Genomic DNA, 23,831 nt, shown 5'->3' with positions numbered 1-23,831 from the left:
TGCGGGATTTGTTCAGTCAGACGACGGAATCCGTACCCGGCCCCCCGACCGGGCGTATGCGGATCAGGCCAGTTCGATCAGATCGGAACTGGCCGCACGCACTCCGGCCTGGAAGCGGCTGACCGCGTCCAGGCTTCCCATCAGGGCCGCTATGTGCCGGCGGCACGTGCGGACCGACATGCCCAGCCGCCGGGCGACCGCCTCATCGGTGTACCCCTGGGCCATCAGTTTGGCGATGTCCTGCTGCAGGCTGTCCGCGGCCTCGGCGTAGCCGAACTCCGCGACGTCCACCGGGTTCGCCGTGTCCCACAGGTGCAGGAAGTGGTCTATCAGGAACTTGACGACATCCTGCGCGCGGACCCGGGTCACCACGCAGTCGTCGGCCGCACCGCAGCCCAGCACCGACAGCTCGTTGTCGAAGACCATCAGCGACTGCGGGACCCGGCTGATGGTCCTGACCTCGGCGCCGGCCTCGATCAGCCGCTTCATCGCGGCCCGCGAGCGCAGGTGCGAGCGACATCGGTGCGGGAGGACGATCCGCAGCCGGATTCCGCGGTCCACCGGGACGTGAAAACACTGGAGTAAATCGTCGAATTCGTTCTCGTCCTCAATGTAGGGTTGGAGAACGATGATCTCCTTTTCGCAGGCATCTCCGGATTCCTTCAGGAATCCCTTGAGGACCGCGCCGCCGTCGATACGCTCGATGGCGGCCGGCGCGGCCGGTACGAGGTGGGGATTCAGCGAGCCGGACTGGGCCAGCGTGCCGAAACTCCCCTTGATGCGCGCGATGAACTCGCGGCGCTGATAGATCTCGCGCTCCATCGGATAAGTCAGGAGCGCCGTGGCCACGTCAGGGCCGATCGGCAGGTACAGACTCGGGTTGCAGGTGTCCCTGATGATCAGCCCGATGTCCATGAGCTGGTTGATCGCGGCCACCACCAAGTCGGGGTCCAGCCCCAGTTCCAGTGCCGTTTTGTCCAGGCACTCGATCATGCCGTGCCGCACGGCGTGGCAATAGATGTCGATCACATACTGATCGACGGCGGATAGTGCGGTCACGTGCGGAACAGTCTCATCGCGCATATTCGGACGGCCTCCTTCGCCCACACACAATGGCATCCATCGGCGGCCGTCGCAGAGTCCAGCGCGAGGCCGTCGTAAGCGTCTGAGAAGTCCGCCGAGTGAACAGCCGATATCGCCGGGAGCGACACTTGGGCAACGCGGCAAGAATTCCCGACTATGCCTCCCCGTTGGAGTCAATATGACTGTAGCAGAACACGATGACAGCAGGGAAGTCATCCCAGCTGGAATCCCTGCCGAGACGGGTGGCCGAGAATTGTTGAAATCTGAAGTGGTGTCGACACAACAGCGGTTGTTTGTAAAGCGCGACCGGGCCGACCTCGTGAAATACCGGCGGCGGCGGCCGGCGGGCCGCCGAGGGCCACCGTGCGTCACGACGACGGATTCCGTCGAACCTTCCGTAGGGGGAAGGTCGCACTCTCTGTGCAGGTGGGGCCGGACTTGTCGATCTTCCTCGGTCCGGCCGGCCGGATGCCTCCTCCGTTTGCGCAACCGGTTCCGTCGCCGGTAACCGGGGAGTGGGCTTCGCGGATGTTACTCATAGGTAATCGCGAAAGGCGTCGGCCGGGTTGGAATTGACGGGCCGTCAGCTTCAATGGGGACGCCTCGCGTGGCGAAGCACGCCCCGCGGCCAGATGATGAAGTGCGGCAAACACGATGAGGGAGCCGATGCGAGGCGAGCGCTGGATGTCCCGGGCGGTTCGGTGTCTGTCGGCTGCGGCGGCTGTGCTCGCCGTGGCCGCTCTCCTGGCGACCTCCGGTTGTGGGCAGGGCTCGGGCAGCAGCGCGCAGAGCACGGTACCGGCCACCAAGGCGCCGGCGGCGCAACTGGGCATCGACGTCTATTGGCACACGCCGACCGACCCCGCCAAGGCCCGCGGCGCGGCGGCCCCGATCCTGAACTACGTTGTCGGCCTGCACGCCAACAGCATCGCCCTGGCCTTCCCGATCTTCACCGACGGCGCCCGGCCGACGCGGGTCTACACCGACCCGGCCTCGACCCCCGACCCCGCGACGCTCGGTGCGCTCGTCGCCGCGGCCAAGGCCCGCGGGCTGCGGGTGACGGTCCGGCCGCTGATCGACGAGACCGACATCTCCGTCACCCCGGGCCAGTGGCGCGGCTCGATCGTGCCGGCCGACGCCGACGCGTGGTTCGCGAGCTACCGTTCCGTGCTCGATCCCTACCTCGCCGCCGCGCAGACCGTGCACGCCGACGAGTTCGTGCTCGGCGCGGAACTGAACTCGCTGATCCACGCCCCGCAGTGGCAGGACGTGTACACCGACGCCGCCGCGCGCTTCCACGGCGAGCTCAGCTACGCCGACAACTGGGACACCTGGGCCCGGGGCGAGGCGCCGCCCGCCATCCCCACCATCGGCCTGGATGCCTACCCACCGGTGGACCTGCCCGACACGGCGACCGTCGGCGAGCTCACCACGGCGTGGACCGCCTGGTTGCAGCACAGGTCGGCGGCGACGCTGGCGGCCACGGTGATCCAAGAGGTCGGCATCCCCGCGCAGCCGGGCGTGTTCAAGACGCCTTACGTCTGGGGCGTCAGCGGTGCCCCCATCACCCCGGCCATCCAGCAGAACTGGTTCGCCGCCGCGTGCCAGAGCGCTCGATCGCTGGGCATGCCCGGCCTGTACTACTGGTCGGTCGACAGCACCGATCCGTTGAACGGCCACAGCGACTCCCCGGGGTCGTTCGTCGGACGCGGCGACTCGGCGATCAAGGAGTGCTTCGCCGATCCGTGGAACGCGGCCTGACCCCGACTGGCGGGGCCGCACTCTGACCGGCGGCCGTACTCCGACTGACTGGGCCGCTCAGGGATTCTTGGCGTAGGCGGCGACGTAGGCGACCGTCATCGAGCCGCCCGAAGACGTCTGCGCGGTCGGGGTCGTGCACCCGCAGGCCGCATCGGGATACCCGCCGCCGACGGCCAGATCGAAGATGACGGAGTATCCGTGGTCGACCGCCTGCTGCCAGGTCGCGGCCGGGAACTGGCCCTCGGCCACCCGGAACATCTGCCGGCCGTCGATCGACCAGGTCATCGACTCCTTGCCGGGGGTCGTGCGGTCGATGAGCACGCTGTAGGTGTGGAAGCCGCTCTGGCAGTCCGGGCACGGGACCAGCCCGCTGCCGATGCCGTTCGGCTCGTCGCACGGGCCTCCCGGCAGGATCCCGCAGTGGAACGTTCCCGAGAAGTCCGGCAGTGCGTTGACGTTCTCCAGGATGTCGACCTCGCCGGTTCCCGGCCATTGCCCCGGCCCCAGCAGCCAGAACGCGTCCCAGTAGCCGAGCCCGGATGCCGGGGTGGGCTGGTCGATGGACGCGGTCACCTCCAGCTCCCCTCCCGCCGGAGCGGTCACCAGCTCCGTGCTCTGGATCCGCCCGGACGTCCAGGAACCGTTGGCCTTCAACGCGGTGATCACCAGATCACCCTTGCCGTCGAGGTGCGTGTTCGCGGTCGCGGTGGTGTAGGTCTGCGCGTTGCCGCTGGAGTACATGCTTCCGGGACCCACATTGTGGGCCCACACCGAGGACGAGGGCGCGCCGCCGCCCCGGCCCTGGAAGTCGTCGCCGAACACGGTGGTCCAACCCGGCGGCGCGGCGGGCAGGCCGGCCCGCGGGTCGGGCGCGTGTCCCGAACCGCCGGGGAACCACAGGACCGCCACCGCCGCCGCCACGAGGACCGCGCAGGCCATGGCCACGAGTGCGGCCGGCGAGCTGTGTCTGATCGATCCGCGGCGCATCATGGCCCCTGAGCCCGATCGATGCCGCTCCGATCGATGCCGCGGCGGACACCGGCCGCCACTGTCGACACTCCCCGTGCGACAGCGAGTCCGGCGAACCTTGTGGAGGCCACGACAAAGGGGAACATGTCGTCCCGCGCGAACCACGCGGTCTCCCGCCGGGTGTCCACGGCGCGCACCGGTGCCCGGTGCCCGGCCATCCGCGTCACCAGGCCAGCCGCCAGATCGAGGTGCTCGACCCGCAGTTCCACACCGTCGATCTGCGTCCCCTGCGGGACCGGCCTGCCGGTGAGATCCAGATGCAGGGCCCGTACTCCGTCCACACCGGCCGTCGTCCGGAACACCTGTGCCTGCGCGCCTGTCCGGGGATTGAAGTCGACCAGATGGAATCGGCCGGATCGTGCGTCGAAGCGCCAGTCCAGGTCCCCGAGCCCTCTGTACCCGATCGAGCGGCAGAACCGCGTGCTGAGCTCCGCCAGCTCCGGGTTGGCCAATGCCAGACCGCGCGCGGTGATCCCGCCGCCGGCCGGCCAGGCGCGGAGCTTGGCCCCGGTGAAGCAGACGAGGGCCCGGGACTCGGCGTCGCAGTACAGGTGCACGAACCAGTCAGGCGGATTGTCGCTCACCGTCGCCTCGGCCGGCAGGTACTCCTGCACCACGGTCGCCGCCCGGCCCGGCCCGGCCATCGCGCGCTTCACCTTCTCGACGTCCTCGCGGGTGCGCAGCACCGTGGTCGACTGCACGACCGGGGTGCGCAGCCGGTTGAAGGGCGCCCGGTGCTTGACCACCGCGGGCAGGCCGATGGCCGTCACGGCTTCGTCGAACTCGGCAGGGGAACGCGGACACACGCTGTGTGGTGTCGGGATCCCGTGCTTGAGACAGAGCTCGTGCAGGTCCTGCTTGTCGGCCAGGAGGCGGGGCAGGCCGGGGGCGATCGCCGGGGCGATCAGCCGGTCGGCAAAGGCGTCCCGGTGCTCGGCCAGCAGGATCGCGGCCTCGTCGTCGTTGGCGACCGCGACCGCCGGGTGCCCGATCCGGCCGGCGATCCGGCGCAGGCCGGCCACCAGGTCGGCCTCGTCCTCCAGGCCGGTGGTCGGCCAGGCGAACGAGCCGGTCAGGTACCGGGACAGCGCGCCGGGCAGGCGGCCGCTCTTGGTGATCGTGTAGACCGGGACGCCCAGCCGTCCCAGGCTGCGGATCAGGCCGGTAGTGCCGTGGTGCGGCGCGTAGTCGCCGATCCGGACGATGAGCACCGGGATGTCCCGGTCCAGTGTCGGGGCCACGTCGTTCACCTCCGCACGGCGTGCAGCCGTGCCCGGGAGCGGCGGTACTGCCGCCACAACATGGTCTGCGGCTGCTCGTGGGCCGAGGCCGTGGGAGCTCCCGTGCCGCTGAGCCAAGAGGCGAAGGTCTCCGGGCTGGTGTCGCGGCAGACCATGAGCCGGGCGATCCGGTAGGGATCGTCGTCCTCCGGGCTGAAGGCGTTGCGCACGGCGAACGCCCCGAGGTAGCCCGTGTGCCGCGTCTGGTTCCGCACCTCAAGGCTCGAATACCCGTAGGGATAGGCGTAGAGCGACACCGCGTGCCCCAGCGCCTCTTCGAGGATCGTCTTGGGGATCAGGAGTTCCTGGGTGATCCGCTGCGACGGCAGCGTGTCCAGTTGTTCGTGCACGTGGGCGTGCGAGCAGATCTCGATGCCCTCCTGATCCAGGCAGACGACGTCGTCCATGCTCAGCATCGGTGCGTCCCCGAGGACGCTGCGGCGGTGCGGGTGCAGGGCCCCGGTGGTGACGAACAGCGCCGCCGGCAGCGACCGCGCGGCCAGGGCCGGCGCGACGGTGTGCGCGAAGTCGCGGAACCCGTCGTCGAAGGTGAGCGCGACGGCGTCCGGCGGCAGGGCCGGCCCGCCGCGCCGGGAGGCCACGACCTGGCTCGCCGTCACGATCGGGCGTCCGCTGTCGACGACGGCGTCGAGCTGGCCGAGGAAGGTACGGGTACTGACGGAGAACGGCGCCACCCACGACGGCGGGTCGTCGTTGATCGTGTGGTAGAGCAGAACAGCGAGCGGGTTCATGACTTCGCCTCCCCGAGGTGGGTGAGTCTGGGGATCAGGGCCAGACCGGTGGTCAGCGCGGCGAGGGTGATCACGCACCGCGCCATGGTGAACGTCCCGGTCAGCGTGAACGCCTCGCTGACCAGCGTGGCCAGCGCCAGGCTCACGGCCACGGCCAGGACCACGGAGGCGAGCGCTCCGTAGGGACGGACACCGCGCCTGGCCATCAGGGCGTCGGCGAGCAGCACGGCTGCCGCCCCCGGGCACACGAGCAGGAACACGACGGAGACGACGACGCGGAGCGGCGACTGCGCCGGCAGCGCCGTCGCGGCCAGCGCGATCCACCCCGAGACGGCCAGCAGGATGATGACGGGGATCTTCATTGCGGTACCTCCGGGTGGAGCTCGGTGCCGGTGTTCGGTGGCTGTTGGGGTTGGGCCTGTGGCTGTGGCTGCGGCTGCGGGATGAGCCGGTAGACGGTCGCGTTCTCCGTCCGGTAGACGGTCTGGACCTGCGGCGACGTGTCGAGCGCCGACTGGATCTCGGCGTACACCCCGTCCGGCATCAGGCTGTTGTCGGTCACGGCCGCCTCCTGGCTGCGCGTGAGGATGACGAAGGTCGCCGCGTTGGGGGTTTGCTGGGACAGCGCCTGAAGTTCCCTCACCGGATCCTGCGCCAGCCGCTGGGTCACCTGGACGCCCTGTCCGTCGAACTGCACGAGCGGGTCGTTCCAGTAGTCCGTGTACGCGCGGTCGAACTCGTCGTTGGCGGCCAGGATCAGCGAGTGCGGCGGAGCCACGGAGTACATGTACTCGGCCGCGCGCACCTGGTCTGGCGGCGAGTAGTTCACAAGCTCGTTGCCGTAGTTGCCGAAGGTGTACGCGACGAACATCACGACCAGCGCTGCCGCCCCGGCGACGCGGATGCCGGCGTTGAACAGCCTGCGCCCGAGGCGGTGCGTCGACTCCCACGCGGCGCGCCATGGCACGAGCGCGGCGGCGGCCAGCAGCGAGGCGGCCGGGAGCATGAACAGGTAGACCCGGAAGATCACCGCGCTGCCGTAGGTGGTCAGCGCGAAGATCGGGATCGGCGCCAGGAACAGGGGGATGAGCGCGACGCGCTCGGGCCAGCGCCTGCGCAGCATGCCGATCAGCGCCAGGACGACGATCGAGGCGGACAGGGCGCGGTCGATGTTGGCGATCATCACCACGTGCGGCGGCACCGTTCCCAGCTGGATCACCCCGACGCTGGTCCCGAAGCCGAGCTTGCCGACGGCGCTGATGAACCCGCTGAGGTTCGCCGCCATGAACGGCCGGGCCACGGTCCCCGCCCACACCACGACCATCAGCGTGGTCCCGGCCAGCAGCGGCAGCGAGACCTTGCGGTAGGCGCGCTTGCACGAGACCGCCGCCAGTGCCGCCACGAGCATGAACGGCGTCAGCTGGTGGCTGGTGACGATCGCCGCGGCCATGACCAGCAGCATGGCGGTCTCGATGTGGGGCGCGCGCGGGACCCGGGTACCCCGCTTGACGGATGTGAGCCGGTGCACCAGCACGGCGATGAACGTGATGTACAGAAGCAGCGAGAAGGACTGCGGGGAGAAGTAGTCCTCGCCGATCCACGCCCCGACGTAGAAGATCCAGACACCGGTCCAGATCAGGGCCCGGCGCGAGGTCACCGACCGGAAGAGCAGCACCAGCGGCATCAGCATCAGCAGGTTGAACACCAGCGGGGCCCAGGCGGCGTAGGACGTCGAGTCCTGGACGCCGATCATCTTGGACAGCAGCGCGTTCAGGGAGAAGAAGCCGGGCCAGTCGCTGTACGCGGACAGGATGTTGGTCCCGGGCAGCGATGGGACCTTGCCGTGCGAGGCGATGTAGGAGGCGACCTCCGTGTGCTTGAAGGCCCAGGGGTAGCGCAGGGTGGAGTACCGGAAGATCGGGGTGGCGTTCTGAATGAAGATCAGGACGATGACATAGGCCGCCGGCGGCACCGCCCTGCGGACCGGCGCCGCAGTGAGGGTGAGGCAGAACCCGATGGTCAGGATGACGGCCGCGATCCAGTAGGAGTGGGGCAGGATCCCGGTCAGCCCGAGGTCCCCGAGCTTGTCCAGCGGGATGTGGTGCAACGACCGGATCCACAGCCCCAGCGCGGCGACCAGCGCCGACACCGTCGCCGCGACCAGCGCCCAGCGGAGCGCCGGGTGGGCCGCGATGAGGGGGTTGGCCGGTTCCGCGGCTCGCTCGGGTTCGGCCTGTTCCGGGGTGGCGACTGGTTCCACCGGCTCGGGCGGCTCTGGCGGCTCGGGCGGCTCGGGCGGTTCGAGTGGCTCGAGCACTCCCGCCAGGCGCGCGGCACCATCCCGATCGGCGTCCGCGCCGACCACCGGCACCTCGCTCGTACTCGCGCTCGCTGCCACCGTCGCGCTCGAAGCCAGGCCCTTGTTCGCGCTGCCGACGACGAATCCCGAGACCGTGGACACGACCCCCGCGATCAGCATCGGCACCGTGGCCAGCGAAGGCCGGTCCGGGCCGCGGCGCAGCGGCCGCACCAGCGCCGCCGGGATCGCGCTGGACAGATATCCGCGTTCCGAGGCCAGTCCGGCCCCGCTGCCGGACATGCGCCGGACCACGGACTTGGACAGGCCCTCGGCGAAGCAGCGCGACAGAAAGTAGTGCCGGGTGCCGCGATGCTCGGGTACGCGGTGCCGGACCCGGGCCCCTTCCTGGTAGACCAGCGAGCCGCCCTCGGTCTCGGAGGTGGCCCGGATGCAGAACTCGGTGTCCTCGCCGCCGACCGGACGGGTCCCGACCCGTCCCAGGTCGGTGCGGAATCCGCCGATCCGCACCGCGACGTCGCGCCGGAACGACATGTTGGCGCCGATGAAGTTGCGGACCGGGACCTGCATGCCCCGGTAGCTGCAGCCCACGACCCAGTCGAATTCCCGGGCGAACCACGACGGGCGCCCGGCGTCCCAGCGGGGCGTCACGAGGCCGCCGACGCCGAGCACCGACTCGTTCTCGTAGGAGGCCAGCAGCCGCTCCAGCCAGTCCGGATCGGCGACGGCGTCGTCGTCGAGGAAGGCCAGGACGTCGTGGGAGGCCGTCTGGATCCCGGTGTTGCGCGCCCCGGACAGGCCGCGCAGGCCCCGGCTGGGCACCACCCGGACGCCGGGCAGCGCCTGCTGGGCCCGCCGCAGGAGCTCCGGGCAGTGGTCGATGACCAGGACGACCTCGTCGGGGCGGACCGTCTGGTGCCGCACCGAGTGGACGGCGGCGAGCATGTCGTCCCAGCGGTCCGGGGTGTAGGCGCAGACGATCACGCTGACGCTGGGCAGCGCCGTCCGGACCGTCGCCGGTGCGGTTGCCGGTGCCTGTGCCGAAGCGAGGGCGGCGGCAGGCAGATCGCCGGTGAGCCAGGCCCGCCGCTTCCACAGCAGGCCGGCCGCGACCACCGTCAGGCTGGCCAGCCACGCGACTCCGGCGCCGGTCACGCCCATCACCGGCAGCAGCACCACGGTCAGCACGATGAGCAGGACGAACTGCACCAGGTAGACCACGGCGACGACCTTCATGCGCATCCGCGCGCGGGCCACGCTCACGGCCATCACCAGGACCACGTTCGGCAGCGCGGACAGCACCAGGATCCGCAGCAGGTCGGTGGCCCCGTGCTGGTAGTCGCTGCCGTATATCCGCAGGATCAGCGGCGCGGCCGCGACCGCCAGCGCGATGCAGGGGACGAGTATCGCCATCGTGTGCCGGAACATGTGCCGCAGCCGGGCCGGGTCCACCGTCTGCCGGTGGGCGCTCTCCACCACGAACGCCAGCCCCATGTTGATGCCGAACATGTAGAGCGCGTTGGTGATGGACCACGACACCGAGAAGTACGCGCTGTCCACGGCGCCCAGCCGGTCCAGGACCATGATCGGCGGCAGGCTGTTCGCGCTGATCCACAGCAGCTGCCCGACGTAGTCGGCCGTGATGTAGCCGGCCGTGGGAGCGGGAACTGAGCCGGTCTCCGTGGCCTGGCTCCGGGCCAGGGAGGCCAGTCTGCGATACAGGAACGCGTTGGTCACCAGCACCGCGGCGACCAGGGCCACGATCCAGGACACCAGGATCCCCTGAGCCCGCACGGCCGTGACGGCCAGGACCGAGACCAGGAAGATCTTCACGAGGGCGAACAGTGCGTTCTCCCAGACCACCCAGCCGGGCCGGCTCAGCCCGGTCAGGGCGCCGTCCTGGAGGATGAAGATCGAGTACGCCGCCGCGCCGACGACGAACGCCCCGCCGATCAGCGGCGAGTGCAGGAAGGCGAGCCCGGAGGACAGCCGCGGGACCAGGAGGATGAATCCGAGGGCCGCGGCGGCGGCGCCCACGGCGGCCGCGGCGTACATCGTGGTCACCAGCCGGCGGGCCCTGGGCCCGGAGTTCGGCAGGAACCGGACCAGCACGTTGCCCAGGTTCAGCCCGCCGACGCTGGCCAGCAGCGTCATCGCCGACACCGCGGCGTACGCCCGGCCGACGCTGGCCGGGCCGTAGACCCGGGTCGCGACGGCCCAGTAGATCGCGCCGACCGCCGCGGTCAGCAGGGAACTGAGGGTCAGCAGGTGGCCGGTGCGGACCAGCTGGTCCCGGTACGTCGGCAGGCGTATGCCGGCCAGGCTGCGGCCCGTCGTGCGGGCGCGCGGCCGGGGCTTGGTGACCGTGGAGGTCACCACTGCTCCTCCCACCGCGGCTGGTTCCGGGCCTGCCAGCGGCCGCGCAGGTAGGCGGCCGGGCCGCAGAGCATGCCGCGGCGTTCCAGCGCGGCCAGGCGGGCTGGCCAGGCGCTGCGGTCGTAGCGGTCGGGCGCGGAATTGCGCAGGGCGTAGGCCAGGCCGCGCGGCAGCCGCCGGAGCAGTGCCGGCAGCATCGCGGGTTCCCGGACCACGGCCGCGGTCAGGTAGGCGCCGAGTCCGACGCCGTACCCGAAGGCCTGCGCCGCCAGCGCCTCGCGGTTCCGGCGGTGGTGGTGCCAGACCACCGCGTCGGGCTGGTAGACCAGCCGGCTGCCGGTCGCGACGGTGCTGAACAGGGCCAGCAGGTCCTCGCCGGCGCGGGCCTTGGTCCCCGGGCCCAGCGAGATGTCGAAGCCGTCGAACTGCTTCAGGACCGAGGCTGTGAACGCCATGTTGGCGCCGGATCCCATCCGGCCGGCGGTGAACGGGAACAGCGGGTCGTCGGTGTGCCGCCCGGTCTGGAAGACGCGAGGCTCGAAGCCCCTGGAGTACCCGCCGCGCCGCTCCAGCATCGCCTGGGTCCGGTTGCCCAGTTCGGCCGGCATGATCAGCCCGGTCACGCAGCCGACGCGGGGATCGGTGAAGGCCTCGGCCAGGGCCGGCAGCCAGTCCCGGTCCACCTTCACGTCGTCGTCGGTGAACGCCAGGATCGTCCCGGTCGCCGCCTTGGCGCCCAGGTTGCGCGCCGCCGCCAGGCCGCGCCGGCGCTGGCACAGGTAGAGCACCGAGATCGGGGCCCGGTCGGCGACCCGCCGGGTCCGGTCGGTCTCCGGGTCGTTGTCGACGACGATGACCTCGAAGCGCGGGTAGTCCACGGCCGCCAGGGAGCGCAGGCAGCGCTCCAGCTCGGCGGGACGCTCCCGGGTGCCGATGATCACGCTCATCCGCGGCGGGTCGGCGCGGATCGCGGCGCGCGTCCTGAGGCAGGCCGGCAGCCCGGCGTAGCCGTTGACGGCCTGAGCCCGGCCCGGGCGCCCGAACGGTTCGGCGTCCATCCGCCGGTGCCGTTCGATCTCCGGCGCGAGGTCGCGCGCCGCGGCCTTGCGCAGCGCCGCGCGCAGGTCGTGGCCCGCGCCGACACGGGTGCTCACCACGCCCAGGGGATGCCGGTGCAGCCAGACCAGGGCCATCACCGGCCCGGCGTGCCCGGTGCGGATCGCGGTCCGGTCCGGATCGTCGAGGTCGAGCTGGGTGACCAGGATCGGCGCGGCGTTCGGGTCGATCCGGCCCGCGAGCCAGACCTGGTCCTTGCTCTGGGGGACCCGGTGGCGGGACGGCGGGGCGTAGGGACCTGACGTCGGAGGCGCGGACCGGGTGTTCTGCTCGTCCATCGCTGCTCCCGCACGCCGGGGATGAAGGGTTCAGCACCCACGCTCGGCGCCCGAGGTACGGTCGCCCTCAAGCAGTTCTCAGCGTTTGCTCAAGGGCCGCGTCCGCTCAGCGGTGCGCGGACCGGAGCAGCTGGTTGAGCGCGGTGAGCAGCGCCGCGGTGGTGAACGGCTTGCGGATCAGCGCGACCGGGCCCCGGGGGGCGAAGCCCTCCGAGAGCCCGCCGGCCGTGTAGCCCGACATCAGCAGGACCGGCAGCTCCGGGTACCGGGCCCACATGCGCTGGGCCAGCGCGGTCCCGGACATCTCCGGCATGACGACGTCGGTCAGCATCACGTCGTAGCGGCCCGGAGTCTCGGCCAGGGCCAGCGCTGCCTCCGGCGAGGAGGCCGCGACGACCTTGTAGCCGGACCGGCTCAGCATCACGATCACCAGCTCGCGGACGTCGTGGTCGTCCTCGACGACGAGCACGGTCTGGCCCCGGCCGTGCGGCGGCGCCGGTTCCGGGCCGGGCGCCGGGGACGCGGCGTACGGGGCCGCCGGCAGGTCCACCTGCACGGTCGTGCCGTCACCCGGTGCGGAGTCGATGGTGATGCTGCCGCCGGCCGCCGTGACCACGCCGTGGGCGGTGGACAGCCCCAGCCCCGTGCCCGTGGCCGGATCGGTGGTGAAGAAGGGCTCGAAGACGTGCTCGACGATGTTCTCGCCCATCCCGATCCCGGTGTCGGCCACGCTCAGCCGCACCCGGGGTCCGGGCTCGGCACCGGGCTCGGCACCGGGCTCGGCGCCCGGCTCGGCGCCCGGCTCGGCATCGGATCGGCTCGCACCGGGCTGGTCGTCACCGGACTGGTCCTCGCCCGGCTCGCCGCCGGCCTCCCGCTCGGTCGCCGGCACGTTCCGGGTCCGGATCGTCAGGCAGCCGCCGTCGGGCATCGCCTTGCGCGCGTTGACCACCAGGTTCAGCAGCAGCCGCTCCAGCTCGCTGCGGTCGATCATGACCCGCCACAGGTCCGGGGCCAGGTCGGCGACGAACTCGACGTCCTCCCCGATCGCCCCGCGCAGCACCTTCTCGGTGAGCGCGACCGCCTCGTTGACGTCCACGATCTCCGGCGCCACCGCCTCCTGCCGGCTGAACACCAGCAGCTGCCGGGTCAGCCCGGCGCCGCGCTCGGCCAGCTGCCGGACCAGCCGCAGGTTGGCCCGGACCCCGTCGTCGGCGGTGTCCTCGGGGCTGTCGGCCAGCGCCAGCTCGGTGTGGCCGAGGATGACCGCGAGCAGGTTGTTGAAGTCGTGGGCGATGCCGCCGGCCAGCCGTCCCAGCGAGTCCAGCCGCTCGACCTGGTGCAGCTGCTGCTCCAGGGACTCGCGTTCGGCCGAGGCCTGGACCTGGTCGGTGATGTCGCGCAGGATGCCCTCGGTGGCCACGGTCTGGCCCTCGGCGTCGCTCAGGGCCACCACGCGCTGCTCCGTCCACACCTTCGCGCCGTCGGACCGCCGCCAGCGGATCGTCAGCGGCCCGGGCACCGGCGTCTCCCAGGACTGCCGGAGCAGCGCGCGGTCCCCGGGGGCTACAAGCGAGAACACCGTCTCCGGATCGCCGCACAGCTCCTCCGGGTCCCGCCCGAGGATGACCGAGGCGGCCGGACTGAAGTACTCCACGTCCAGCGTCGGGTGGATCCGGACCCGGAACAGCGCGTCGGGGATGCGCTCGGTGAGCTGCCGGAACCGCTCCTCGCTGACCCGCAGTGCCTCCTCGGCGGCCCGGCGCTCGCGGCGGGCGTGTGCCTGCGTCAGCTCCCGGCGCACCACCGGAACCAGCCGCACCATGCGGCCCTTCAGGACGAAGTCGTGGGCGCCGGCCCGCATCAGGGTGACCGCCGACTCCTCGCCGATCAGCCCCGACACCACGATGAACGGCACGTCCAGACCGCTGGCGTGCAGCAGCTTCAGCGCCTCCTCGGCGGTGAACCCGGGCATGACGTAGTCGGAGATCACCAGATCCGGGGGACGGTCCCGCAGCGCGCCGGCGACGTCGGCGGCGGTCTGGGCCCGCTCGTACTCCACCGACAGGCCGCCCCGCCTCAGGTGCCTGACCAGCAGGACCGCGTCGTCGTCGCTGTCGTCGCAGATCAGGAGCCTGAGTTCGGGGGCGGTGCCGACGCTCACGGGTCCCCGGCGGCCGGCCGCCGATCGGGGCCGCCGGGCAGCGTGAAGTAGAAGGTCGCGCCCTTCCCGACCTCGCTCTCGGCCCACACGTGGCCGCCGTGCCGCGCGATGATCCGGGCGACCAGCGCCAGGCCGACGCCGCTGCCGGCGAACTCCGCGGTGGAGTGCAGGCGCTGGAACGGCGCGAACAGCCGGTCGGCGTGCCGCATGTCGAAGCCGGCGCCGTTGTCGCGGACGAACAGCACCGTCCCGCCCTCCTGCTCGGTCGAGCCGACGTGGATCACCGGCTGCGGCCGCTTGGCGGAGAACTTCCAGGCGTTGGAGACCAGGTTGCGCAGCACGATCTCCAGCAGCGCCGGATCACCCACCGCGAGCAGGCCGTCGTCGACCGAGACCCGCACCGAGCCGGCCGTCTCGGGATGGGCCGTTGTTAGCTCGCCGGCCACCCGGTGCGCCATCGCGCTCAGGTCGACGGGCCGCCGCGACAGGTCGGCCCGGCCGGCCCGGGACAAGTTCAGCAGGTCGTCGATCAGCCGGCCCATGTGCTTGGTGGCGGCGACCACGCGGTCCAGATAGTCGCGACCGTCCTCGTCGAGCTGCCCGCTGTGGTCCTCGAGCAGCATCTCGCTGAACCCGGCGACGGCGCGCAGCGGCGCGCGCAAGTCGTGCGACACCGAGTAGGCGAACGCGTCCAGCTCTCGCGCCGTGGCCTCCAGCTCCGCGGTCCGGTCCCGCACCCGGCCCTCCAACTCGGCGTTGAGCCGCCGCTCCTTCTCCTCGACCCGCTTGAGCGGTGTGATGTCGGTGGAGATACCGCAGATCGCGTATGTGCGGCCGGCGAGATCCCGGATCGGGTACTTGACGGTGATGTACGTGTGCACCCCGTCCGGATGCGGCGCGACCTCCTCCATCTGGATCGGCGCGCCCCGCGACAGCGCCCGCAGGTCGTTGGCCCGGAAGTCGTCCGCCATCTCCTTGGGGAACAGGTCATGGTCGGTGAGCCCCACGATGTCCTGCCGCCGGATTCCGAAAAGCTGCTCGTACTGACGGTTCACCAGCAGGTAGCGGCCATCGTTGTCACGCATGTAGATGACCGCGGAGGTGTTGTCGATGACCTTCAGCAGCCGATCGGTCTCCGCCCGCTCCGCCGCCAACCGCTGCTCAGCCAGCCGCCGCCCGCTCAACAGCCGTGCCGCACTGGCGCACACACCGACTCCGAACGCGGCGAGCGCGCTCACTCCCAGCAGCCTCGGCGCCCGCAGCCAACCCGCGCCGGACCGCCGGACCCGCACCGAGGACCCGGAGCCCGCCCCGGCACCCGGGCTCAGCAAGGTGACCGACGGCGCACCGCCGATCCGCTGCCCGTTCATAGTGCCTCCGCAGCATGGGCGACCGGGTTCATTGTCGGCGGCATCCCGGGCGCGCACCACCGGAGGGTCGACCGGACGGGCCAACGGCGAGGGGCGGCGGCTGGGTGGGCGGCCGAGCCGGCAGCCGACAAGGCGGCCGAGTTGGCCTCCGACATGGCCTCCGACATGGCAGCCGAGTTGGCAGCCGAGCTAATGGCCGGGTGGGCAGCCGAGCCGGCAGCCGACATGGGGCACACAGCGCCCGGCACCGCCTCGGCCGGCCCCCTCGATCGAGCCCGCTGCCCGCCGCTCGCCACCTCAGCCCTCGCCGGCCTGGTACCGCACCGTCGGAACCCCGTCCGGCCGGTCTGCCGTCCGCGCGCCCCGGCTCAGCTCGTCGGCCGGCAGCATCGCGAACATCCGCAGCGGGTGGTTGCGGCGCGCCCGCGTGAGCCGCACCAGCAGCGGTTCCTCCATCCCGCTGGTCCCGCGCCGGTTGGACACCAGCGGCGAGTCCCCGACCCCCGCCTCGTCGCGGGCCCGCTGCGGCTTGAACAGGTACTTCTCCGTGAGCATCAAGTGCACCCCGCCGACCTTCGCGTTCGCCGCCAGCAGCGAGTACCAGGCGGCCAGGTCCGGATGCTCGCGCACCAGGTCCCGCAGCTGCTCCCGGGTGGCCGTGGCGAGCTCCGCCGGCGCCAGGTCGAGCGCCCGCAGCAGCGTCGCCGGCAGGGCGGGCCGTGCGGCCTGCCGGTCGAGCCCGGCCCGCTCCTCGTCCAGCAGCGCCGGATAGTTGCGCCGCATGTGGTGGTGGTATCCGGGGAAGTCGATGCCGAGCAGAAGGTCCCGGCGCAGGAACTGGGCGTCCTGCGCGCCGCTGGGCGGGATGTCGTCGGGCTGCCAGTGCACCGCGAACTGGCGGAAGACGTCCATGAAGTGCTCCGTGCCGAGCCCGCCGTGGTCGGGCGCCAGCGCGGCGAACCCCTGGTTGGCCGTGGCCAGCGCGACCAGGAACCGGGTCGCGGCCCAGGCCCGCTCGGTCGCCTCCGCGGAGCCGATGTCGCAGGAGCCGTCCGCGATCGGTTCCAGCGCGTCGTTCGCCGCCAGCTCCAGGACCTCGGACGTCTTCAGCAGTTCCAGGAACGCCAGCTCACCGGGGTCGCCGGTGTAGGTGCGGATCCGGCCGTCCGGGAAGACGCCCGGCAGCGCGGCGACCGTCTCGCTCCCGACGCGCACCTCGGCGGTCGGCACGTTCCACCGGACGATGGACGCGTAGCAGTCACGCCCCGGGTGCCCGGTCCCGGAGGCCTCGGCCACCGTCGCGAAGTAGCTCAGGAACGGCGCCCCCGTCGCCCCGACCTCCAGCCCGCCGAACGACTCCTGCGGCTTGGCCTTGCGCGCGACGTCGGCCTCCTGGTGGTGCCGCGCGGCCGAGGCCCCGAGCAGCCCGAGCAGCACCAGCACCCGGCGCGCCTCCCGCGGCGTGTACTCGCCGGCGTCCGGCAGATCCGCCAGCACCTCCGCCCGGGCCTGCGCGACCAGATCCCGCGCCGGCCGGCGCCCGCGGATGACAGCCCGGTTGAGCACTGGAAGCTCGGAGAGCGTCCACTGGTTCCACCGCTCCCACCACACGGGATCCACCTCTCCAGGAGATCATTCGCGGCAGGTGGGGCGACACCCGTGACACCTGATCATGGGCCGTTTGAGCAGAACCTGACGCAGCGCAGATCTCCGCTTGGGGTTCGCCGGTCAGGCTGTGGCCCATGGTCCCTCCGACACCCGCGTCAGGACCCGCGGAACCCGTGGACCGCGTCCGCCTGGCGAGAGTGCGCGACGAGGTCGGCGAGGGCACGATGCGACGTTTCATCGCCACGTACCTCGACCTGCTCCAGCCCCGCCTGAAGCGCATCGCGCAGCCCCGCGAGAGCGGCCGCGCCGACGGCTTGCGGGCGGCCCACGACCTGCGGGTCGCCAGCGAGATGCTGGGCGCGGCCCGGCTGGCCGACGCGGTCGCCGGGATCGAGCGGGCGTTCGGGGACGGCCGGGCCGCCGGTGCGCGGCTGACCGCGACGCTGCGCCGCGAAGCCGACGCCGTGGCCGAGGACCTGGCCGGCGTGCTGCGCGACCTCGCCGCGCGAGGATGAGGCTCTCGCTCTGTTTCAGGCGCCCTGCTCGACATCGGCGCCGAACCGGTACCCGACGCCCCGCACGGTGCGCACCAGCCCGCCGTCGTCGGCGCTCTGGCCCAGCTTGTGCCGCAGATTGGCGACGTGCACGTCGATCACGTGGTCGTTCACCGCCCACTCGGTCCGCCACACCTGCCGGGCCAGCGTCTCGCGCTCCCACACCCGCCGTGGCTGGCTCATGAACGTGACCAAGAGGTCGAACTCGGTCCGGGTGAGCCGGACCGGGTTCCCGGCCAGCGTCACCTCCCGCATGTCCCGGTCCACGACCAGGTCGTGGCTGCGCAGCACCGACGGCTCCGCGGCCGCTCCCGGGTCGTCCATCCGCGGCCGCCGCAGCATCGCGGTCACCCGCGCGCGCAGCTCCCGCGGCGAGAACGGCTTGACCATATAGTCGTCGGCCCCGACCTCCAGGCCGATCAGCCGGTCCGCCTCCTCGGTGCGCGCGGTCAGCATGATGAGATAGGCGTTGCTCATCGTGCGCAGCCGGCGGCACACCTCGATGCCGTCGATGTCCGGCAGGATGAGGTCCAGCGTGACCAGGTCCGGGTGCAGCGCCGAGGCCAGGTCCAGACCCTGCGTCCCGGTCCCCGCCTCGGCGACCTCGAAGCCGGCGTGGACCAGCGTCTCGCGCAGCAGCAGCCGGATGTCCGCCGCGTCCTCGATGACCAGCGCTTTGTCCCGGTTCACCATCGCTTCCCCCGCGCGGCCTCCTCCTGCGCTGTCGGGCCGGGAACCGGGAGGCGGACCGCGCCGTATTCGTCGATCGGCCGACGCTGATCGTGCCGATCGGGGAGCACCGGCTCGAGTCTGTCCACCATCGCCATCAGACGGGCCGCGTTGTCCGCGACCACGGCCAGCAACTTCCGCTGCTGCGCGGTGACCGGTCCGGCCGCACCCTCGCCCAGCAGTTCGGTGAAGCCGACGATGCTCGTCAACGGCGTCCGCAACTCGTGCGACGCCGCGTGCAGAAGGTCAGCCGACTCGCGGTTCAGCGGACGCAATGCGTCGACGAGCGCCGCGATCGCATCTTGCGTGTCTTCCAAGCCGGCGTTCCGGTCACCGAACACGGACCCCAGGCTAGTCGCGAACCGCTGGGGCCACACCTTGAGCGGTGCCCACAGCATTGACCAAATACAGATGAGGCCTTGAAGGCCGCTGGATCTCGGTCGCCGAATCTTCCCTTTAGTAGCCGAGCCGAGCCGAGGCTCCGCATCGCCATACGGCGGCTCGCGGATCGCCTCGGCGGGCAGAGGAGGACAGGTGAGGCCACCATGCCTGCGAGAGACACGGTGTCGCCGGACGGGGTTTCGACACTCCCGCGGCCCGTCAGCACCCAGCTCACCAGGGGAGTCCATCCCCTTCCGCGACCTGGGACCGAACCCGCGGCCCGCCGGGTCCGCGCCGAGCCGCGAGCCGGCACCACGCTCAAGGTCAGCGTGGTCATCCCCGCCAAGAACGAGGTGCGCAACCTCCCGGACGTCCTGACCCGGCTGCCCACCTCGTCGCTGCACGAGATCATCCTCGTCGACGGCGGATCCCGGGACGGCACGGTCGCCGCGGCCCGTCGCGTCTGTCCCGACGTGGTCGTCATCCAGCAGACCCGCCGCGGCAAGGGCAACGCGCTGTCCTGCGGCATCGCGGCCTGCAGCGGCGACATCATCGTCACGATGGACGCGGACGGATCGACGGACCCGGCCGAGATCCCCTTCTTCGTCGCCGCGCTGGCCGCCGGATGCGACTTCGCCAAGGGCAGCCGGTTCCTGGCCGGCGGCGGGAGCAGCGACCTGACCCCGCTGCGCCGGGCCGGCAACCGCGTGCTGGCCATGATGATGAACGCGCTGTACGGCACCTCGTTCACCGACCTTTGCTACGGCTACACCGCGTTCCGCGCGCAGTGCGTGGACCGTCTGGGGCTGCCGGGCACCGACGGCGCGGCCGCCGAACGGGGCGACGGGTTCGAGATCGAGACGCTGCTGGCCGCGCACGCGGCCTCGGCCCGCCTCAAGCTCGCCGAGGTGCCGTCCTACGAGTTCTCGCGCACCTTCGGCCAGAGCCACCTCAGGACCTGGGCCGACGGCTGGCGCGTGCTGCGCACCATCCTGAGCGAACGGGGCCGGCCGGTGCGCCGGCCGGCTGCCGGATCTCGTTCCGCCGACCCCCGCTTCGACGACTCTCGTCCCTTCGACTCTCGTCCCCCCAACGCTCACCCCGCCAACGCTCGTCCCTTCGACTCTCGTCCCTTCGACTCTCGTCCTTCCGAACCAGGGGAGCAGCGATGACCGCGACAATCTCCAGGACCGACGCCGCCGTCCCGGCGGCGAGCCCGGCCGACGGCACGGTGGACGTCCTGATCGTCGGAGCCGGCCCTTATGGCCTGTCCACGTGCGCGTTCCTACGGAATCACGGCCTGCGGGTGCGGATCTTCGGCCACACCATGCAGTCCTGGAAGGCCCACATGCCCAAGGGCATGAACCTCAAGTCCGCCCCGGCCGCCTCCAACCTGGCAGCGCCCCAGCCCGGCCACAGCCTGGCCGACTACTGCGCCGAGGCCGGCCTGCCCGTGCTGACCGGGGTGGACCCGGTGCCGATCGGGGTGTTCACCGACTACGGGCTCTGGTTCGCCGAGCGCATGGTGCCCGACGTCGAGGCGGTCGAGGTCCGCGGCATCGAGCGGCGCCCGGGCGGGTTCGTCGTCACCACCGGGCTGGGGGAGCGGATCGAGGCCGGCGCGGTCATCGTGGCCAGCGGGCTGATCGGGCACGCGTACGTCCCGCCGAGCCTGTCGGGCCTGGCCGGGAAGGCGAACGCGGGCCTGGAGCAGGCCGGGCCCGGCGCGAGGCCGGTGTCGCACAGCTCCGAGCACACCGACATGGCGGCGTTCGCCGGCCGCGAGGTCGTGGTCGTCGGCGCCGGCCAGTCGGCGCTGGAGAGCGCGGCGCTGCTGGCCGAGTCCGGCGCGCTGCCGGTCGTGGTGGCCCGCAGGCCGTCGGTGGTGTTCGCGGACGCCCCCGATCCGGACCTGCGCGGCGTCGGGCGCGTGGTCGACCGCCGGCACATCGTGCCCAAGCCGCTCTCGCCCCTGGGCCCCGGCCTGTCGCTGTACGCCTGCGCGCACGGCGCGGCCGCCTTCCGTCATCTGCCGGGCCGGGCGCGCCTGGAACTCGTGGCGCGGATCCTCGGACCCTCGGGCGCGTGGTGGCTGCGCGACCGCGTCGACGGGGTCGTGCCGATCCTCGAGGAGCACCGCGTGGTCGGCGGGACGGTCGTCGGCGACCGGATCGCCCTGAAGGTGCAGGGCCCCGGCGGCATCGCGCGCACGATCCGCGCCGACCATCTGCTCGCCGCGACCGGATACCGGATCGGGCCCGGAGCCTTCCCGTTCCTGGCCCCGGAGATCCGGAGCAGGCTCACCCGCCGCGGCGGATGGCCCGTGCTGGGAGCCGATTTCGAGTCGTCGGTGCCGGGGCTCTACTTCGTCGGGTTCCCGGCCGCCGGCGCGTTCGGGCCGCTGATGCGGTTCGTGTGCGGCACCACCTTCGCCGCCCCGCGCGCCGCCGCGGGGGTGGCGGCCAAGACCCGGGCGTACCGGCGCCGCGTCTGGTGAGAGTAGGCGCGGCGGCTGGTGCGGCCCGGTTGCGCGATCAATCGCCCGATTGATGGCCCAGTCAGTTGCCGGATCAGTTGCCCGATCAATTGCGCGATCAGTTGCCCGCGGAGTACCGAGCGGAGAGCCCGCGCAGGATCGGACCGTACTCGGGGTGCGCCAGCGCCGCCATGAACTGGGCGACCAGGTAGTCCGCGGGATTGCCGGTGTCATACCACTGACCGGCGATGACCTGCCCGTACACCGCGTGGTCGGCGGCGTGCGCGTTGATCGCGTCGGTCAGGTAGACCTCGCCGGAGCGGTGCCGATCCCACTCGTCCGTGACCCGCTGGAGCTCCTCGATGATCGCCGGGGTGACGACGTAGCCGCCGATCGCCGCGAACTCCGACGGCGCCTGCTCGGGCTCGGGCTTCTCCAGCAGCCCCATGATCCGCAGCAGCCCGCCGCCCAGGTCCTCCTGGACCGTCGGCACCCCGTACCGCCGCGAGTCGCCGCGGGCCATCGGCATCAGCGCCAGCACCGGACACCCGGTCTTCTCGAACGCCGCGATGAGCTGCTGGGCCCGCGGGACCTCGGCGACGAAGACGTCGTCGGGCCACAGCACCAGCATCGGCTCGTCCCCGAGCCCCCGCGCGGCGTTGAGCACCGGCGTGCCGTTGCCGTAGGGCCCGATCTGGTCCAGGTAGGTGATGTGGCCGGCCCGCGACAGCTCGCCGACGTCCTCGACCGCCTGGGCGTAGTCGGTCTTGCCGGCCGCGTGCAGCTGCTCGACCAGGGCCGGATTCGGCCGGAAGTGCTGCTGGATCAGCTCCTTGCCGCCGGACACGACGATGGTGATGTCGCAGATCCCCGACGCGACCAGTTCGCGCACCGTGTGCTCGATGACCGGCCGGTCGCCGACCGGCAGCATCTCCTTCGGGATGGCCTTGGTCAGCGGCAGCAGCCGCGAACCGATCCCGGCCGCCGGGATCACCGCCTTGCGGATCGTCGCCATGGGTCAAGACTATCAATCCCATGACACGGACCCGGTGAGGCGGCGCTCGCTAAAGTGTGCGCGCATGAGCTGGTTGAAGAGGCAAGTCTCGCGTTCGGCCCCCCAGGCCGCGGCCGAGCCGATGTCCGCGGCGGAGTTCAAGCTGAGGCTCGCCAAGTCGTACCTGGACGCGATGTTCCGGCCCTGGTTCCTCGACCAGGACGAGGAGCACGGCCTGCTCCTGGCCGGGCCGAACGCGTCCATCGTCTTCCTCGGCTCCTGCGAGAACGACCAGGACCCCGCGCACGTGCGGCTGGTCTTCGCCATCGCGAACGACGACGGAACCGTGACCCACGTTCCGGACTGCGTCCAGGTCCCGGGACCGGATGTGAACACCTCAGTGCGCCGTGGCGTCGACACCTGGGCCGACACGACCGCCCGCGCGGTCATCGGCATGTTCCAGGGGCCGCACAACGCCGTCGGGAAGACCTTCGGCCCCGACCACCCGCACGGCGTCCCCGGCTGGAGCGTCAGCGCCGGCCTCATCGGCGGCTGGGGCGAGGGCGACGAGCACGAAGCGCACAAGGACTGGTTCATTCGGAACCCGCCGTGGCCGCTCGTCGCTCCCCACCTGATGCCGGACCTCGACCCGGCCAGGCCGAACGGCGTCAAGTTCTCCCTCGCCACGAGCTCTGCCTCGCAGGACGTGGAAGTCCGCCTGAACGGCGACCTCCACGGGGCCGCCACCCAGGCGTTGCGCGAAGCCGACTGGCCGAGGACCGAGGAGATGACCGTCGGCCGGACCTTCGCGATGTTCGTCCGCGCCGATTGAATGCGACGTGAGTTCGACTTGAATTCGACTCAGTTCAGGTGCGCGGTGTCGACGGTGATGTAGTCACCGGTCATCGGACTGGAAGTGACCGTGAAGTAGCCCGGGTCGCCGTGGGAGTCCAGGTAACACGTCATCTCGCCGTCGCTGACGACCACCTGGCGCGCCGGCTCCTTGGCCACCGCGTCGCGGCACTGCGCCGCCGTGGGGTTGCCGGCCTGCGTCCATCGCGCCAGCTTCCCGGAGGTGGAGTAGATGAATCCGCCCTGGACGTAGATGGCGTCGGTGTTCGGTCCGGCCGGCACCGGCGGGGTGCGTGAGAAGTCGTACCCGACCGGCGTCGCGCCGGACTCGGCCACCGTGAGGTGGAACCCCCGCACCAGCTTGGTGGACGGGCCCGACGAGCCCGACATCGCCCCGCTCGCCACCGCCCCGGTGCCGCCGAGGACGACCACGGCCGTCGTCACGGCGATGACCGGGTGCACCGAGGCGAAGCTGAACAGCGGGCCGATGACCGGCATGGAGAACTTCAGATGCGTGTTCTTCTGCGTGGTGGTGACGGTCGAGTTGTCGCCGGCCGTGACGGTCATCGACGAGGAATCCCGTGTGCTGCGCCGGCCGCCCGCCTGCGCCTTCTGGAGCGGCAGATAGGTGTTGTGCTGAGTGTTGCCCTCGCCGACTTGGGCGCCTTTGGCCTGACCGATCCGCATGGCTGACTCTCGCCTTTCCCCCCG

General features: G+C 71.6%; 19 protein-coding genes. 5 read left to right on the top strand and 14 right to left on the bottom strand.

Translation table 11 applies throughout. The features are described 5' to 3' along the window. Window positions 1–63 precede the first annotated feature (63 nt). On the bottom strand, window positions 64–1,083 hold the full coding sequence (locus ABIA35_RS14540; protein WP_370338664.1) for a hypothetical protein: 1,020 nt from the start codon (window positions 1,081–1,083) through the stop codon (window positions 64–66). A gap of 732 nt (window positions 1,084–1,815) precedes the next feature. On the opposite strand from ABIA35_RS14540, the gene ABIA35_RS14535 reads away from it, so the two are divergent. Continuing rightward, complete coding sequence (locus ABIA35_RS14535) at window positions 1,816–2,844, top strand: hypothetical protein (RefSeq protein WP_370358225.1); 1,029 nt, start codon at window positions 1,816–1,818, stop codon at window positions 2,842–2,844. A gap of 57 nt (window positions 2,845–2,901) precedes the next feature. On the opposite strand, the gene ABIA35_RS14530 is transcribed toward ABIA35_RS14535, so the two are convergent. The 9 genes from ABIA35_RS14530 to ABIA35_RS14490 form a co-directional block, all read right to left on the bottom strand. Then, complete coding sequence (locus ABIA35_RS14530; RefSeq protein ID WP_370358224.1) at window positions 2,902–3,834, bottom strand: family 16 glycosylhydrolase; 933 nt, start codon at window positions 3,832–3,834, stop codon at window positions 2,902–2,904. Continuing rightward, window positions 3,831–5,114, bottom strand: a complete 1,284-nt coding sequence (locus ABIA35_RS14525) for an ATP-grasp domain-containing protein (protein WP_370358223.1) — start codon at window positions 5,112–5,114, stop codon at window positions 3,831–3,833. Before ABIA35_RS14525 ends, ABIA35_RS14530 begins: the two co-directional genes overlap by 4 nt. Before the next feature lie 5 nt (window positions 5,115–5,119). Beyond that, entirely contained in the window at window positions 5,120–5,905 is a 786-nt protein-coding gene (locus tag ABIA35_RS14520) for a polysaccharide deacetylase family protein (RefSeq protein WP_370358222.1), read from the bottom strand. Continuing rightward, window positions 5,902–6,267 (bottom strand): hypothetical protein, encoded by a 366-nt coding sequence (locus ABIA35_RS14515; RefSeq protein WP_370358221.1) that lies wholly within the window; start codon window positions 6,265–6,267, stop codon window positions 5,902–5,904. Before ABIA35_RS14515 ends, ABIA35_RS14520 begins: the two co-directional genes overlap by 4 nt. Beyond that, window positions 6,264–10,598, bottom strand: a complete 4,335-nt coding sequence (locus ABIA35_RS14510) for a glycosyltransferase (RefSeq protein ID WP_370358220.1) — start codon at window positions 10,596–10,598, stop codon at window positions 6,264–6,266. Before ABIA35_RS14510 ends, ABIA35_RS14515 begins: the two co-directional genes overlap by 4 nt. Continuing rightward, window positions 10,595–11,992: a glycosyltransferase family 2 protein gene (locus ABIA35_RS14505; protein WP_370358219.1), complete on the bottom strand. Its 1,398-nt coding sequence runs from the start codon at window positions 11,990–11,992 to the stop codon at window positions 10,595–10,597. Before ABIA35_RS14505 ends, ABIA35_RS14510 begins: the two co-directional genes overlap by 4 nt. 106 nt (window positions 11,993–12,098) lie before the next feature. Further along, a complete protein-coding gene (locus tag ABIA35_RS14500; RefSeq protein ID WP_370358218.1) occupies window positions 12,099–14,156 on the bottom strand; it encodes a response regulator in 2,058 nt (685 codons plus the stop codon). After that, window positions 14,153–15,526: an ATP-binding protein gene (locus tag ABIA35_RS14495; protein WP_370358217.1), complete on the bottom strand. Its 1,374-nt coding sequence runs from the start codon at window positions 15,524–15,526 to the stop codon at window positions 14,153–14,155. Before ABIA35_RS14495 ends, ABIA35_RS14500 begins: the two co-directional genes overlap by 4 nt. A gap of 297 nt (window positions 15,527–15,823) precedes the next feature. Then, the gene (locus ABIA35_RS14490) at window positions 15,824–17,146 is read right to left on the bottom strand and encodes a hypothetical protein (protein WP_370358216.1); all 1,323 of its coding nucleotides are present in this window, start codon (window positions 17,144–17,146) and stop codon (window positions 15,824–15,826) included. Window positions 17,147–17,307: 161 nt separating this feature from the next. Here ABIA35_RS14490 and ABIA35_RS14485 point away from each other — a divergent pair, with 161 nt between their 5' ends. Further along, on the top strand, window positions 17,308–17,649 hold the full coding sequence (locus ABIA35_RS14485; protein WP_370358215.1) for a hypothetical protein: 342 nt from the start codon (window positions 17,308–17,310) through the stop codon (window positions 17,647–17,649). A 15-nt stretch (window positions 17,650–17,664) separates the two neighbouring features. On the opposite strand, the gene ABIA35_RS14480 is transcribed toward ABIA35_RS14485, so the two are convergent. Further along, window positions 17,665–18,381, bottom strand: a complete 717-nt coding sequence (locus tag ABIA35_RS14480) for a response regulator transcription factor (protein ID WP_370338689.1) — start codon at window positions 18,379–18,381, stop codon at window positions 17,665–17,667. After that, entirely contained in the window at window positions 18,375–18,758 is a 384-nt protein-coding gene (locus ABIA35_RS14475) for a histidine kinase dimerization/phospho-acceptor domain-containing protein (RefSeq protein ID WP_370338691.1), read from the bottom strand. The genes ABIA35_RS14480 and ABIA35_RS14475 overlap by 7 nt, the downstream gene beginning before the upstream one ends. 204 nt (window positions 18,759–18,962) lie before the next feature. Here ABIA35_RS14475 and ABIA35_RS14470 point away from each other — a divergent pair, with 204 nt between their 5' ends. Both ABIA35_RS14470 and ABIA35_RS14465 read left to right on the top strand, forming a co-directional pair. Next, complete coding sequence (locus ABIA35_RS14470; RefSeq protein WP_370358214.1) at window positions 18,963–19,970, top strand: glycosyltransferase family 2 protein; 1,008 nt, start codon at window positions 18,963–18,965, stop codon at window positions 19,968–19,970. Beyond that, on the top strand, window positions 19,967–21,295 hold the full coding sequence (locus ABIA35_RS14465; protein ID WP_370358213.1) for an NAD(P)-binding domain-containing protein: 1,329 nt from the start codon (window positions 19,967–19,969) through the stop codon (window positions 21,293–21,295). The genes ABIA35_RS14470 and ABIA35_RS14465 overlap by 4 nt, the downstream gene beginning before the upstream one ends. 97 nt (window positions 21,296–21,392) lie before the next feature. On the opposite strand, the gene ABIA35_RS14460 is transcribed toward ABIA35_RS14465, so the two are convergent. Beyond that, window positions 21,393–22,289, bottom strand: coding sequence for a UTP--glucose-1-phosphate uridylyltransferase (locus ABIA35_RS14460; RefSeq protein ID WP_370338697.1), 897 nt, complete (start codon window positions 22,287–22,289; stop codon window positions 21,393–21,395). A 64-nt stretch (window positions 22,290–22,353) separates the two neighbouring features. Here ABIA35_RS14460 and ABIA35_RS14455 point away from each other — a divergent pair, with 64 nt between their 5' ends. Next, on the top strand, window positions 22,354–23,100 hold the full coding sequence (locus ABIA35_RS14455; RefSeq protein ID WP_370358212.1) for a DUF6348 family protein: 747 nt from the start codon (window positions 22,354–22,356) through the stop codon (window positions 23,098–23,100). Window positions 23,101–23,129: 29 nt separating this feature from the next. On the opposite strand, the gene ABIA35_RS14450 is transcribed toward ABIA35_RS14455, so the two are convergent. After that, entirely contained in the window at window positions 23,130–23,807 is a 678-nt protein-coding gene (locus ABIA35_RS14450; RefSeq protein WP_370358211.1) for a hypothetical protein, read from the bottom strand. Window positions 23,808–23,831: the final 24 nt, after the last annotated feature.

Origin of the sequence: Catenulispora sp. MAP12-49 (assembly GCF_041262705.1) — a bacterium.
Taxonomy (GTDB): domain Bacteria; phylum Actinomycetota; class Actinomycetes; order Streptomycetales; family Catenulisporaceae; genus Catenulispora.
The sequence above is the reverse complement of the archived record's forward strand: the minus strand, read 5'-3'. Positions and strand labels throughout refer to the sequence as shown.